This is a genomic window from Neorhizobium sp. P1_A6 (assembly GCF_056406795.1).
The window spans coordinates 76,236-89,946 of the sequence record NZ_JBFTZM010000018.1 but is presented as its reverse complement, the minus strand read 5'-3'; the positions used below and the strand labels follow the sequence as shown (position 1 = coordinate 89,946).

General features: G+C 61.2%; 12 protein-coding genes. All 12 read right to left on the bottom strand.

Translation table 11 applies throughout. From position 1 onward, the window contains the following. Positions 1–534 precede the first annotated feature (534 nt). The 12 genes from AC1D3C_RS26135 to nuoG all read right to left on the bottom strand — a co-directional run bounded on the left by AC1D3C_RS26135 (position 535) and on the right by nuoG (position 13,645). Positions 535–804, bottom strand: a complete 270-nt coding sequence (locus tag AC1D3C_RS26135; RefSeq protein ID WP_038542008.1) for a DUF1467 family protein — start codon at positions 802–804, stop codon at positions 535–537. Between the two features lie 102 nt (positions 805–906). After that, entirely contained in the window at positions 907–1,311 is a 405-nt protein-coding gene (mce, locus tag AC1D3C_RS26130) for a methylmalonyl-CoA epimerase (protein WP_477484922.1), read from the bottom strand. Positions 1,312–1,447: 136 nt separating this feature from the next. Next, positions 1,448–3,115, bottom strand: a complete 1,668-nt coding sequence (locus AC1D3C_RS26125; RefSeq protein WP_477484921.1) for a ribonuclease J — start codon at positions 3,113–3,115, stop codon at positions 1,448–1,450. A 9-nt stretch (positions 3,116–3,124) separates the two neighbouring features. Then, a complete protein-coding gene (locus tag AC1D3C_RS26120) occupies positions 3,125–3,895 on the bottom strand; it encodes a biotin--[acetyl-CoA-carboxylase] ligase (protein ID WP_477484920.1) in 771 nt (256 codons plus the stop codon). 2 nt (positions 3,896–3,897) lie between these two features. Continuing rightward, on the bottom strand, positions 3,898–5,340 hold the full coding sequence (gene nuoN, locus AC1D3C_RS26115) for an NADH-quinone oxidoreductase subunit NuoN (protein WP_477484919.1): 1,443 nt from the start codon (positions 5,338–5,340) through the stop codon (positions 3,898–3,900). A gap of 18 nt (positions 5,341–5,358) precedes the next feature. Beyond that, a complete protein-coding gene (locus AC1D3C_RS26110; RefSeq protein ID WP_247035256.1) occupies positions 5,359–6,870 on the bottom strand; it encodes an NADH-quinone oxidoreductase subunit M in 1,512 nt (503 codons plus the stop codon). Further along, a complete protein-coding gene (nuoL, locus tag AC1D3C_RS26105; protein WP_477484918.1) occupies positions 6,870–8,870 on the bottom strand; it encodes an NADH-quinone oxidoreductase subunit L in 2,001 nt (666 codons plus the stop codon). Before nuoL ends, AC1D3C_RS26110 begins: the two co-directional genes overlap by 1 nt. A 7-nt stretch (positions 8,871–8,877) precedes the next feature. Further along, positions 8,878–9,186 (bottom strand): NADH-quinone oxidoreductase subunit NuoK, encoded by a 309-nt coding sequence (gene nuoK, locus AC1D3C_RS26100; protein ID WP_007772674.1) that lies wholly within the window; start codon positions 9,184–9,186, stop codon positions 8,878–8,880. A gap of 23 nt (positions 9,187–9,209) precedes the next feature. After that, positions 9,210–9,824 carry an NADH-quinone oxidoreductase subunit J gene (locus tag AC1D3C_RS26095; RefSeq protein ID WP_038541992.1) on the bottom strand — a complete coding sequence of 205 codons (615 nt, stop codon included), beginning with the start codon at positions 9,822–9,824 and terminating at the stop codon, positions 9,210–9,212. Between the two features lie 143 nt (positions 9,825–9,967). Next, positions 9,968–10,459: an NADH-quinone oxidoreductase subunit NuoI gene (nuoI, locus tag AC1D3C_RS26090; protein WP_037080524.1), complete on the bottom strand. Its 492-nt coding sequence runs from the start codon at positions 10,457–10,459 to the stop codon at positions 9,968–9,970. Between the two features lie 52 nt (positions 10,460–10,511). Next, positions 10,512–11,555: an NADH-quinone oxidoreductase subunit NuoH gene (gene nuoH, locus AC1D3C_RS26085; protein ID WP_038593139.1), complete on the bottom strand. Its 1,044-nt coding sequence runs from the start codon at positions 11,553–11,555 to the stop codon at positions 10,512–10,514. An 8-nt stretch (positions 11,556–11,563) separates the two neighbouring features. Beyond that, positions 11,564–13,645 carry an NADH-quinone oxidoreductase subunit NuoG gene (gene nuoG / locus AC1D3C_RS26080; RefSeq protein ID WP_477484917.1) on the bottom strand — a complete coding sequence of 694 codons (2,082 nt, stop codon included), beginning with the start codon at positions 13,643–13,645 and terminating at the stop codon, positions 11,564–11,566. Positions 13,646–13,711: the final 66 nt, after the last annotated feature.

Here is a 13,711-nt window from a genome sequence, read left to right as displayed (position 1 = left end):
CCTATCCCCACCACGCGAGGAATCGGCCGTTTTCTTCAACAATATTGGGAGGGTACATAGCGGTTCCGAGGCTCCAAGGGAACCCGCCCCAGCATGAATCGCACGTTGTTCACGAATCTGCGCCGACACCTCCAGACCCGGCAAAAGCGGAAATTTCGTGGCAAGCGCGCGACATTTTTGTCAACTAAAAAATTTTATCGAAGTGTAGCAAAAATACAAAAAAGCGGATGACAAAGCACATCCTTTGAGCTAGGTTCAGCTCACAAAAGAGGCAAGGAGTTCAAATTCTTGTCATTTCGCGGTCAAGTCTTGGGAGGATCAGATCTTAGGCGCGCTTGTCGCAGCCCCGGTAACGGTTAAGGATCACGCGAAACTTGAAAACAAGGCTTAACCGCCTTGTTTTTTTTTGCTTTCTCGTCACCCGGAACGAATAAAGCGCGAATGCCTTCGTCGCCGCTTCCTATGCCTGCAAATCATGACAGGGAAATGACGGGCTCCCGACGATCCGCCTTATTTTGCCGCCTACTCGTCCACCTATTCGAAGGTCGGGACGATCACCGGAATGTCGCTGATGCCGACGCCGAAATAAGCGGATGCGACGTAGTAGCCCACATAGAGCAGTGTCGAGATCACCGTCGTCAGCAGCACGACGCGGCCGCCGCGAAACCGGGCGGGAGCGCTTTCCACAGTCCCTATGGTCACCTCACCGTCTTCCTGCTGGGTGCGATAACCAAGCGGAAGGACGATGAAGAGCACGGTCCACCAGATGATGAAATAGATGGCCGCGACCGTCAAAAGAGGCATGATTTCGACTCGATTCCGGTTCGAAGAATTGGCGCCCTTATAGGCTGAAAGGCAGGCAAGCTCAAACCGAGAGACCCCGGCGTGATGTCACAGCTGTGGGAATCATACCTGTTCGAGCTCGATCAAGGTGCCGTTGAAGTCCTTCGGATGCAGGAAAAGCACAGGTTTTCCATGGGCTCCGGTCTTCGGATTGCCGTCTCCGAGCACCCGCGCGCCGGCCGCCTTCAACGTGTCACGCGCAGCGACGATGTCGTCCACCTCGTAGCAGATATGGTGCATGCCGCCGGAGGGATTTTTCTCCAGGAAAGCCGCAATCGGCGAATCGGGCCCGAGCGGTTCGAGCAGTTCCACCTTGGTGTTGGGGAACTCGACGAAGACCACGGTGACGCCATGCTCCGGCAAGGCCTGGGCCTGGGAGACGCGGGCGCCGAGCGTATCGCGATACATCGTGGTCGCGATGCCAAGATCCGGCACGGCGATGGCGATGTGATTGACGCGTCCGAGCATGTCTTGTCCTCCCGAGTGTGGGCGATATGTCCGCATTGGCTGGGCGATCGCTGGTAAGAATGCCCCTCATCCGGCTGCCGCCACCTTCTCCCCGTTCTGACGGGGAGAAGGGATATGCGGCGACCTCTCCGTCCCCTCAGAGACGCGTAACGAACACCGTCACGATCGGTTTCTTGCCCCAGGCCTCGTTGGCGGTGGAGCGGACGGCGCGGCGGATGGCCTCGCGGACCATGTCGAGATCCTTGCGGCGGGCGCGCGGAATGCTTTCGACGGCGCCGAGCACGGCGTCATAAAGCGTATCCTCCATGTCCTCACCCTCGTCGTCGAATTCCGGCAGGCCGAAGGCGATGAGATCGGGATCGGTCACGAAGTCATAACGGGTGTCGAGCAGGACGTTGACGGAGACATGGCCGACGAAGGAGAGCTTGCGGCGGTCGCCGATGCCCATTTCTTCGAAATCGCCGATCAGCTTGCCGTCCTTGAAGATGCGGCCATGCGGTGCATCGCCGATGACCTCGGCCGGGCCGGGCGCAAGGCGCAGGATATTGCCGTTGCGGACCCGCGGAATGGTCTTGATGCCGGCGGATGCGCCGAGCTCGGCCTGGGCCGTCAGATGCGCGGCCTCGCCGTGAACGGGCACGAGGATCTGCGGACGGGTCCATTGGTACATCTGCACCAGTTCGCTGCGGCGCGGGTGGCCGGAGACGTGGACGAGCGCGTCGCTGTCGGTGACGATCTTGATCCCCTGCTCGATCAGGCCGTTCTTGATTTCGATGATCGCCTTCTCGTTGCCGGGAATGGTGCGCGAGGAAAAGACCACCGTATCGCCTGACGTCAGCGCCACATGGCGCATCTCGTCGCGGGCGATCTTGGCAAGGGCCGCGCGCGGTTCGCCCTGGCTGCCGGTCAGGATCACCACGATCTTGTCACGCGGGATATAACCGTATTCGTCCTCGGCGATGAAGGGCTTCAGGCCTTCCATGATGCCGATATCGCGGGCGACGCCGACGACGCGTTTCAGCGAGGAGCCGAGCAAAAGGACTTCGCGGCCGGCTGCGTCTGCGGCCTGGGCGATCGAGCGGATGCGGCCGACATTCGACGAGAAGGTGGTGATCGCTACCCTGCCCTCGGCCGCCTCGATGATCTGGCGCAGGCCTTCGGAGACTTCCTCTTCCGATGGCGAAACGCCCTCACGCATGGAGTTGGTACTGTCGCACATCAGCGCCAGCACGCCTTCGTCACCGATCTTGCGGAAGCGCGCCTCGTCGGTGAACGGTCCGAGCGACGGCGCGTGATCGATCTTCCAGTCGCCGGTATGAACGACATTGCCGAGCGGGGTGCGGATCACCAGCGACATCGGCTCGGGGATCGAATGGTTGACGCCAATGGCCTCGATCTCGAACGGGCCGATATTGATGCGGTCGCCGGCCTTGAAGATCGTCACGGGGATTTCAGCGCGCGAACCTTCGTAGTTGCGTTTCGCCTCCAGCATGCCGGCGGTAAACGGCGAGGCATAGACGGGCACGTTGAGGCCCGGCCACAGATCGTTCATGGCGCCGTAGTGGTCCTCATGCGCATGAGTGATGATCATCGCCTTGAGATGGCTGCGCTGGCTGGCGAGGAAGCGGATATCCGGCAGCACGAGATCGACGCCCGGCAGATCCGGTCCCGGAAATGTCACGCCGCAATCGACCATGATCCACTGGCGCTTCTCCGGCGTTCCATAGCCGTAGAGGGCGAGGTTCATGCCGATCTCGCCGACGCCGCCTAGCGGCAGAAACACCAGTTCTTCTTGGTTTGCCATTTTCTTTGTCTATTCCATTCCTTGAAAAAATACATCACCGGCGGCGATCGACGTCAGCGCGCCCAATCCGGTATCGAGCAGCAAAAAACCTTTGTCATCGATACCTGCGAATGTGCCAACAAGCGAGCGATCCGGCAGGTTCACGGTGATTTTTTCGCCGATGCCGCAGGCGACCTCGCGCCAGCGCCGGCTGATTTCGGGCGTGCCCCGGCCCTCATCCCAAACACCCAGAACCTGCGCCATCTCCCTGAAGAGATGGGCGAAAAGCTCTTCAGGCGAAATGTTGGCGCCGTGATCGGCAAGCCGTGTCACCGCGTAGGCCGCACTGTCGGGCATATGGCGGATGTTGATACCGATGCCGATGACGAGCGCGCGGCGGCCATCCGGCAACCCCTCGCCTTCCAGCAGAATACCACAGGTCTTCTTGCGGTCGATCAGGATATCGTTCGGCCATTTGACATCGAGCGGCTCGCCACCCGGCGGCAGAACCGATCTGACCGCAGCATGGACCGCGACTGCAACCGCGAGCGGCAAAGAGCCGATCCTCTCCGGCGGCGCGGGATCGATCAGTAGCAGCGAGGCATAGAGATTGCCGGGTTCCGACGTCCAGGCCCGGCCACGGCGACCACGGCCGGCGAGCTGGCGCGTCGCCGTCAGCCACAACAAACCGGAATCGCCCGCGCGAGCGCGGGCGAGACATTCGCTATTGGTGGATCCGACTTCGTCGAGCGCCTCGTGGCGGAACGCATCGAGCGAGAAACGGTCCCTTGCTCCCGGCATTCTCAGAAGAAGGACTTCGCGGCGGCACTCGCCGCCGTGCCGATCGGTCCGCCGATCAGCACATAAGCCACGACGAAGAGGCCGGAGAGACCGAAGACCAGGCGCAGCTCGCCGGAGATGCGGGCGAATTCGCCCTTGGCTTCATCGAACCACATCAGCTTGACGATGCGCAGGTAATAATAGGCGCCTACGACCGAGGAGAGCACGCCGATGACCGCCAGGGCATAAAGCTTGGCTTCGATCGCCGCGACGAACACGAAATACTTGGCGAAGAAGCCTGCGAGCGGCGGAATGCCGGCCATCGAGAACATCAGCGCGGTTAGCACCACCGCCATGAACGGCTTGGTGGCCGATAGGCCGGCGAGATCGTCGACATTCTCGACATTGCCGCCTTCCTTGCGGCGCATCGCCATGATGCAGGCGAAGGTGCCCAAGGTCATGACCATGTAGATGGTCATGTAGAGGACGACGCCGGAAACACCCGTCTCGGAGCCGGCGGCAAGGCCGACAAGCGCGTAGCCCATGTGGCCGATCGAGGAATAGGCCATCAGTCGCTTGATGTTGCGCTGGCCGATCGCCGCGAACGAGCCGAGCAGCATCGAAGCGATCGATACGAAAACGATGATCTGGCGCCAGTCGGCGATGATCGGCAGGAAGGCATCCGAAGCGATGCGGACGAGGATCGCCATGGCGGCGACCTTCGGACCGGCGGCGAAGAAGGCAGTGACCGGGGTCGGTGCGCCTTCATAGACATCCGGCGTCCACATGTGGAACGGCACGGCGGAAATCTTGAAGCAGGCGCCGGCGAGCACGAAGACCATGCCGAAGATCAAGCCCAGGCCGCGGGTCTCGGCGGAGAGAACCTTGGCGATGCCTTCGAAGCCGGTATTGCCGGTGAAACCGTAGACCAGCGACATGCCGTAAAGCATCATGCCGGAGGAGAGCGCACCGAGGACGAAATATTTCAGGCCGGCTTCGGTCGAGCGCAGGCTGTCCCGGTTGAAGGCGGCGATGACGTAGAGCGCCAGCGACATCAGTTCGAGGGCGAGATAGAAGGCGATCAGGTCGTTCGCCGAGATCAGCAGCAGCATACCGAGCGTCGACAGAACCAGAAGCACCGGGAACTCGAAGCGGTTGAGCTGATCCGACTTCGCATGGCCGACGGACATGACCATGGCGGTGATCGAGCCGATGAGCGCCAGGACCTTCATGAAGCGGCCGAAGGCATCCAGCTTGAAGGCGCCGCCGTAGGCAACGCCCTCGCCTGGCATGAAGATCAGCCACAGGCCGGCAACCGCCAGCAGCGCCACCGCCAGCCCCGTCACCGTCGGCGCGGACTTGTCGCCGGAGAAGACGCCGATCATCAGAAGAGCGAGCGCGCCCACGGCCAGGATGATCTCCGGCATCGAGAGCTGCAAGCTTAGGGAGAGAATTTCAGCGGTCATGTCCAGTCTTGTCCCGTCTCAGTGCACGTTGAGTGCAAGGTCTTTCGCCGCTGCCAGGGCTGCGGAATAATTGTTCACCAGCATGTCCACCGATGCTGCCGTCGCATCGAAGATCGGCGCCGGATAGAAGCCGTAGAAGATGGTGACGGCGATCAGCGGATAGAGGATGAGCTTTTCGCGGCCAGAAAGGTCGAGCAATGCCTTGAGGCTTTCCTTCTCGAGCGCCCCGAAGATGACCCGGCGATAGAGCCAGAGCGCGTAGGAGGCCGAGAGAATGACGCCGGTCGCCGCGAACAGCGCCACCCAGGTGTTGACCCGGAAGACACCGATGATCGTCAGGAATTCGCCGATGAAGCCGGACGTGCCCGGCAGGCCGACGTTTGCCATCGTGAAAATCATGAAGGCGACGGCATATTTCGGCATGTTGTTGACGAGGCCGCCATAGGCGGAGATCTCGCGGGTGTGGAGCCGGTCATAGACAACGCCGACGCAGAGGAAGAGCGCCCCCGAGACGACGCCGTGCGACAGCATCTGGAAGAGCGCGCCTTGCACGCCCTGAACGTTCGCCGCAAAGATGCCCATGGTTACGTAACCCATGTGGGCGACCGAGGAATAGGCGATCAGCTTCTTGATGTCGTCCTGCATCATCGCCACCAGCGAGGTGTAGATGATGGCGATCACCGACAGCGAGAAGACCAGCGGCGCGAAATGTTCCGACGCGATCGGCAGCATGGCGAGCGAAAAACGGATCATCCCGTAGCCGCCGAGCTTCAGCATGACGCCGGCAAGGATCACCGAGCCCGCAGTCGGAGCCTGGACGTGCGCGTCCGGAAGCCAGGTATGCACCGGCCACATCGGCATCTTGACCGAGAAGGCTGCAAAACAGGCGAGCCAGAGCCAGGTCTGCATGCCGGCCGGGAAACCGTATTTCAAGAGTTCGGTAATGTCGGTGGTGCCGGCCTGCCAGTACATCGCCATGATGGCGAGCATCATCAGGACAGAGCCGAGCAGCGTATAGAGGAAGAACTTGTAGGACGCGTAGACGCGATCCTTGCCACCCCAGACGCCGATGATGACGAACATCGGAATGAGGGTCGCTTCGAAGAAGACATAGAAGAGCACGACGTCGAGCGAAACGAAGACGCCGGTCATGACCACTTCCAGAAGCAGGAAGGCGATCATGTATTCCTTGAGGCGCTTCTCGATCGTATTCCAGCTGGCGAGCACGCAGAACGGCATCAGGAAGGTCGTCAGGATGACAAACAGCATGGAGATGCCGTCGACGCCGAGATGATAGGAGATGCCGGTGCCGAGCCAGTTGTGCTTCTCGACCATCTGAAAGCCGGAATTCGAATTGTCGAAACCGATCCAGACGAACAGCGAGACGATGAAGGTGAAGACCGTCGTGAACAGCGAGACGTTGAGGATATTACGGCGCCCGAAGGGGCCGTCTTCCCGTGTCAGAAGCAGCAACAGTACGCCGACCAGCGGCAGGAAGGTGACCGTCGAGAGAATTGGCCAGTCGGTCATTAGATCGAGCTCCCGAGCATCATCCAGGTGACGAGGGCGGCGATGCCGATCAGCATCGCGAACGCATAATGATAGAGGTAACCGGACTGCAACTTGACCACCCGGTTGGTGACGTCGACCACGCGGGCGGCAACGCCGTTCGGGCCGTAGGTATCGATGACGCCGATGTCACCCTTCTTCCACAGGAACCGGCCGAGCGCCTTGGCGGAACGGACGAAGAGGAAGTCGTAGAGTTCGTCGAAATACCACTTGTTGAGCAGGAACTCGTAGAGAACCTTCTGCGAAGCGGCGAGACGACGGGGGGTCGACGGCGACTTGATGTAGAAATACCAGGCCGTGACGAAGCCGACCGCCATGGCGATGAACGGGCTCCAGGCGACCAGGACCGGCACGTGATGGAACTCTTCGAGGATCTTATTTTCCGGAAGCGTGAACAGCGCGCCCTTCCAGAATTCCAGATATTCGTGGCCGAAGAAATAACCTTCGAACAGCACGCCGGCGACAACCGCACCAGCAGCAAGGATATAGAGCGGCGCCAGCATGACCATCGGCGATTCATGCACATGATGCATGACGTCGGCCGACGCGCGCGGCTTGCCGAAGAAGGTCATGAACGCGAGGCGCCAGGAATAGAAGCTGGTGAACAGCGCGGCGATGACCAGAAGCGTGAAGGCGAAGCCCGCCACCGGCGAATGCGACGAATAGGCGCTTTCGATGATCACGTCCTTGGAGAAGAAGCCGGCGAAACCGAGCATCGTTCCGGGGATACCGACGCCGGTCAGCGCCAACGTGCCGATCGTCATCATCCAGAAGGTGACCGGAATGTGCTTACGAAGGCCGCCCATGTAGCGCATGTCCTGTTCGCCATCGACGGCATGAATGACCGAGCCGGCGCCAAGGAACAGCAGCGCCTTGAAGAAGGCATGCGTGAACAGGTGGAAGATCGCCGCGCCATAAGCGCCGAGGCCGAGCGCCACGAACATGTAGCCGAGCTGCGAGCAGGTCGAATAGGCGATGACGCGCTTGATGTCGTTCTGGACGAGGCCGACGGTCGCCGCGAAGAAAGCGGTGATCGCGCCGATGACGGTGACGACCAGCAGAGCATTGGGTGACAATTCGAAGATCGGCGACATGCGGGCGACGAGGAAGACGCCGGCAGTGACCATGGTCGCAGCATGGATGAGCGCCGAGACCGGGGTCGGGCCTTCCATGGCGTCCGGCAGCCAGGTGTGCAGCAGGAACTGCGCCGACTTGCCCATCGCGCCCATGAACAGCAGCAGGCAGACGATGGTGATCGCACCGCTCTTGGTCACCTCCATGCCGAAGATGTTGGCGATGACCTGAGACGCCTCCGGAGCGCCTGCGGCCGGCAGATAGGTGGCAGCAGCCGCAAAGATCGTCTCGAAGCTGATCGAGCCGAACAACACGAAGACACCGGCAATGCCGAGCACAAAACCGAAGTCGCCGACGCGGTTGACGATGAAGGCCTTCATGGCGGCGACGGATGCCGACGGCTTCTTGAACCAGAAGCCGATGAGCAGGTAGGACGCCAGACCGACACCTTCCCAGCCGAAGAACATCTGGGCGAGGTTGTCGGCCGTAACCAGCATCAGCATCGCGAAGGTGAACAGCGACAGATAGGCGAAGAAGCGCGGGCGATGCGGATCGTGGTGCATGTAGCCGATCGAATAGACATGCACGAGCGTCGAGACGGTGTTGACGACGACGAACATCACCGCCGTCAGCGTATCCACGCGGAAGGCCCATTCGACGTCGATGCCGCCGGACTGGATCCAGCGCATGACCGGAACCTTGATCACTTCGCCTGCTTCGCCATGGGCGAGCGCGACGTTGAAAAAGACGATCCAGGAGAGCACGCCAGCTATGATCATCAGGCCGCTGGTGACGTATTCGGACGCCTTTGCGCCGATCGAGCGGCCGAACAGGCCGGCGATCAGGAAGCCGATCAGGGGAAGAAAGACGATTGCCTTGTAGATCATGACCCGATCAGCCCTTCATCATATTGACGTCTTCGACGGCGATCGAACCGCGATTGCGGTAGAAGACGACGAGAATTGCAAGACCGATGGCCGCTTCGGCGGCCGCCACGGTCAGAATGAACAATGCGAAGACCTGGCCGACGATGTCGTTCAGGAAGGAGGAGAAGGCCACCATGTTCAGGTTGACCGAGAGCAGGATGAGCTCCACCGACATCAGGATGATGATGACGTTCTTGCGGTTCAGGAAGATGCCGAAGACGCCGAGCGTGAAGAGGATGGCGCTGACCGTGAGGTAATGGGAAAGTCCGATTTCCATTTTTCTTGTTCCTTGTTCCCGCCTCAGACGCCCTGGCCCGGCTTGACCTTGACCACTTCGACAGCGGTCGCGGGCGTGCGGGCCACCTGCTGTGATATGTCCTGACGCTTGATGTTGGTGCGGTGTCGCAGGGTCAACACGATCGCGCCGATCATCGCCACCAGAAGCACCAGGCCGGCGATCTGGAAGAAGTAGACGTAATTCGTATAGAGCACGTCGCCGAGCGCCGCCGTGTTGGTGCGGGTCGCCGGGTTCGGGATCGGCATGGTGATCGATTTCGCCGCTTCCGGGGTGAGCACGCTGCCACCGACAACGACCACCAGTTCCGCAGCCACGATAAGGCCGATCAATATGCCGATCGGCGCATATTGCAGCACGCCGGAGCGCAGTTCCGCAAAGTCGATGTCGAGCATCATGACGACGAAGAGGAAGAGGACCGCGACTGCGCCGATATAGACGACCAGCAGGATCATCGCCAGGAATTCGGCGCCCGTCAGCAGGAAGAGACCGGCGGCGTTGAAGAAGACCAGGATGAGGAACAGCACCGAGTGCACCGGGTTCTTGGCCGAAATGACCATGAACGCCGACGCCACCGCGATGAACGCGAAGAGATAGAAGAAGATTGCCTGCAGACCCATCGTGGTGCCTTTTCGTCCCTCACCGGGATCGGGACGAATGCCCCTACCCGTCGAAACCCGGCCTTGTGATATGCGCCGGGTATTTCATCCAGATGTCACCGGCACCGCCCGCTGATTGGGGGCGCCGGACAAATCACCCCGCCTTAACGGTAGGGCGCATCGATTGCCATGTTGCGAGCGATTTCGCGCTCCCAGCGATCGCCGTTTTCCAGGAGACGCGCCTTGTCGAAATAGAGTTCTTCGCGCGTCTCGGTCGAGAATTCGAAGTTCGGACCCTCGACGATCGCATCAACCGGGCAGGCCTCCTGGCAGAAACCGCAATAGATGCACTTCACCATGTCGATATCGTAACGCACCGTGCGGCGGGTGCCGTCGTTGCGGCGCGGGCCGGCCTCGATGGTGATCGCCTGGGCAGGACAGATCGCCTCGCAGAGCTTACAGGCGATGCAGCGTTCCTCGCCGTTCGGATAACGGCGCAGCGCATGTTCGCCGCGGAAGCGCGGGGAGACCGGGCCCTTTTCGAAGGGGTAGTTGATCGTCGCCTTCTGCTTGAAGAAGTAGCGCATCGACAGGAAGAACGCGCCGACGAACTCCTTCAGGAACAGCGAATTCACGGCTTGGCCGAGACTTGCCATCTTTATTCTCCAATGATGCTAAAAGCTTGGGCGGACATGTTCACGATCATGATCATGCCCATCCCGCCAGCTTCAGCACAAATGCGGTAATGACGACCATGGCGAGCGACAGCGGCAGGAAGATCTTCCAGCCAAGGCGCATGAGCTGGTCGTAGCGGTAGCGCGGAACGAAGGCCTTCACCATGGCGAACATGAAGAAGACGAGCATCGACTTCAACATGAACCAGACGATGCCCGGTACCCAGTTGAGGAGCCAGATATCGACCGGCGGCAGCCAGCCCCCGAGGAACAGGATGGTCGTCAGCGCGCACATCAGGCAGACCGCTGCGTATTCGCCGAGCATGAACATCATGTATGGCGAGGAGCCGTACTCGACCATGAAGCCGGCGACCAGCTCCGATTCCGCTTCGGGAAGATCGAAGGGCGGGCGGTTGGTTTCGGCGAGCGCCGAGATGAAGAACACCACGAACATCGGGAACAGCGCCAGCCAGTGCCAATCCAGGAAGGAGGCAGGCAGGCCCATCCTCGTGCCGAGGCCGTCATGCTGGGCATTGACGATATCGGTGAGGTTCAGCGAGCCGACGCAGAGCAGAACGGTGACGATGACGAAGCCGATCGAGACTTCGTAGGAGACCATCTGCGCCGCCGAGCGGAGCGCGCCGAGGAACGGATATTTCGAGTTCGAAGCCCAGCCACCCATGATGATGCCGTAGACTTCGAGCGAGGAGATCGCAAAGATATAGAGGATGCCGACATTGATGTTGGCAATCACCCATCCGTCCGCGAGCGGCACCACCGCCCAGGTCGACAGGGCCAGAAGCACGGCGACCAGCGGTGCGAGCAGGAAGACGGCCTTGTTGGCGCCAGCCGGAATGACCGGCTCCTTGAAGACGAACTTCAAAAGGTCGGCGAAGGACTGGAACAGGCCGAAGGGGCCGACGACGTTCGGGCCGCGGCGCAGCTGGACGGCCGCCCAGATCTTGCGGTCGGCAAGCAGAACATAGGCGATGAAGACGAGCAGGCAGACCAGCAGCAGCAGCGACTGCGCGACCATGACGATGCCCGGCCAGACGTAGATGGAAAAGAACGAGTCCATGTTCAAAATTACTCCGCCGCAGCCTGGAAATTGTTGCGGGCCAATGCCGAGCATTCAGCCATGACGGCCGAAGCGCGAGCGATCGGGTTCGTCAAATAGAAGTCTTTGATCGGCGACGCAAACCCGGACTTGGTCATACCACCGGCTTTTTGGCCAAGTGCGGCAATTTCGTTCACCGAGCCCGCTGCAATCTCGTCGACGGCGGCGAAATGCGGGTAGTCGGCATAGAGTTTTGCACGCAGGGCGCTCAGCGAATCAAACGGCAGTTTGTTTCCGAGCACATCGGAGAGCGCGCGGATGATCGCCCAGTCTTCGCGAGCCTCGCCCGGCGCAAAGCCGGCGCGGTTGCCCATCTGGACGCGGCCTTCGGTATTGACCCAGGTGCCGGACTTTTCCGTATAGGCCGCCCCCGGCAGGATGACGTCGGCATTGTGCGCGCCGGCATCGCCATGGCTACCGATATAGACAGTGAACTTGGCGCCCTTCTTCGAGAAGTCGAGCTCGTCGGCGCCGAGCAGGAAGAGGACGTCCATGCCAGCCAGCTGGGCGCCGGTATTGGCGCCGTTTCCGCCCGGCACGAAGCCGAGGTCGAGGCCACCGACGCGGGCAGCGGCAGTGTGGAGGACGGCAAAGCCGTTCCACTCGTCGGTCAGCGCGCCGACCGAGCCGGCAAGCTGGGCGGCCGAGCTAAGGATCGCCGCGCCGTCGGCACGGGAAAGAGCCCCCTGCCCTATGATGATCATCGGGTTCTTTGCAGCCCGCAGCTTGTCGGCGAAGCTGTTTGCGCCGGACGCGAGGTCGGTGAGCGTTTCAGCGCCTGCACCGAGATAGTCGTAGACGTAACGCAGTTCGCTGACTTCGCCGATCACGCCGATCGGGAAGTTGCCGCGGCGGAAGCGCTTGCGGATGCGGGCGTTGAGGACGGCTGCCTCGAGGCGCGGATTGGCGCCGATCAGGAGCAGTGAGCCCGCCTGTTCGATGCCTTCGATGGTCGGGTTGAAGATATAGCTTGCGCGGCCGAGCGACGGATCAAGCGCCGTCCCGTCCTGGCGACAGTCGAGATTTTCCGATCCGAGCGACCGGATCAGCTCCTTCAGGGCATACATTTCTTCGACCGAAGCCAGATCGCCGGCGATCGCGCCGATCTTTGCAGCGGACGTTGCGGAAACCGCAGCCTTGATGGCGCCGAAGGCTTCGCCCCACGAGGCAGCCTGAAGGCGGCCGTCCTTGCGGACGTAGGGGCGGTCAAGGCGCTGGGTCTTCAGTCCGTCCCAGATGAAGCGGGTCTTGTCGGAGATCCACTCCTCGTTCACCTGCTCGTTGACGCGCGGCATGATGCGCATCACTTCGCGGCCGCGGGTATCGACGCGGATCGCCGAGCCGACGGCGTCCATCACGTCGATCGATTCGGTCTTGTTGAGCTCCCACGGACGGGCGGTGAAGGCGAAGGGACGCGAGGTCAGAGCACCGACCGGGCAAAGGTCGATGACATTGCCCTGCAGTTCCGACGTCATGGCGCTTTCGAGATAGGTGGTGATCTCGGCATCCTCGCCGCGGCCGATCAGGCCGAGCTCGGAAATGCCGCCGACTTCGGTGGTGAAGCGGACGCAGCGCGTGCAGTGGATGCAGCGGTTCATCACGGTCTTCACCAGCGGGCCGATATACTTGTCTTCGACCGCACGCTTGTTTTCCGTGTAGCGCGAGCTGTCGATGCCGAAGGCCATCGCCTGGTCCTGCAGGTCGCACTCGCCGCCCTGGTCGCAGATCGGGCAATCCAGCGGATGGTTGATCAGCAGGAATTCCATCACGCCTTCGCGGGCCTTCTTGACCATCGGCGTATTGGTGAAGATTTCCGGCAGCTCGCCGTTCGGGCCGCCGCGGACATCGCGCACGCCCATGGCGCAGGAGGCTGCCGGCTTCGGCGGTCCGCCCTTCACTTCGATCAAGCACATGCGGCAATTGCCGGCGACCGAAAGACGTTCGTGGAAACAAAAGCGCGGGACCTCGGCGCCGGCTTCCTCGCATGCCTGAAGCAGCGTGAAATGATCCGGAACTTCGACCTCTTTGCCGTCAACCTTCAGCTTAACCATCGTCTCACTTACGTCCTTAGTTCCATCCTTTGGGTCTCCTGGGGGTCAGGCGACTCGGGGACATGT

Bases quoted from the DNA above. Each gene is read 5' to 3' on its own strand.
- AC1D3C_RS26135 (WP_038542008.1), bottom strand. From the start codon at position 804: ATGCCTCTTTTGACGGTCGCGGCCATCTATTTCATCATCTGGTGGACC.
- mce (WP_477484922.1), bottom strand. From the start codon at position 1,311: ATGCTCGGACGCGTCAATCACATCGCCATCGCCGTGCCGGATCTTGGC.
- AC1D3C_RS26125 (WP_477484921.1), bottom strand. From the start codon at position 3,115: ATGGCAAACCAAGAAGAACTGGTGTTTCTGCCGCTAGGCGGCGTCGGC.
- AC1D3C_RS26120 (WP_477484920.1), bottom strand. From the start codon at position 3,895: ATGCCGGGAGCAAGGGACCGTTTCTCGCTCGATGCGTTCCGCCACGAG.
- nuoN (WP_477484919.1), bottom strand. From the start codon at position 5,340: ATGACCGCTGAAATTCTCTCCCTAAGCTTGCAGCTCTCGATGCCGGAG.
- AC1D3C_RS26110 (WP_247035256.1), bottom strand. From the start codon at position 6,870: ATGACCGACTGGCCAATTCTCTCGACGGTCACCTTCCTGCCGCTGGTC.
- nuoL (WP_477484918.1), bottom strand. From the start codon at position 8,870: ATGATCTACAAGGCAATCGTCTTTCTTCCCCTGATCGGCTTCCTGATC.
- nuoK (WP_007772674.1), bottom strand. From the start codon at position 9,186: ATGGAAATCGGACTTTCCCATTACCTCACGGTCAGCGCCATCCTCTTC.
- AC1D3C_RS26095 (WP_038541992.1), bottom strand. From the start codon at position 9,824: ATGGGTCTGCAGGCAATCTTCTTCTATCTCTTCGCGTTCATCGCGGTG.
- nuoI (WP_037080524.1), bottom strand. From the start codon at position 10,459: ATGGCAAGTCTCGGCCAAGCCGTGAATTCGCTGTTCCTGAAGGAGTTC.
- nuoH (WP_038593139.1), bottom strand. From the start codon at position 11,555: ATGGACTCGTTCTTTTCCATCTACGTCTGGCCGGGCATCGTCATGGTC.
- nuoG (WP_477484917.1), bottom strand. From the start codon at position 13,645: ATGGTTAAGCTGAAGGTTGACGGCAAAGAGGTCGAAGTTCCGGATCAT.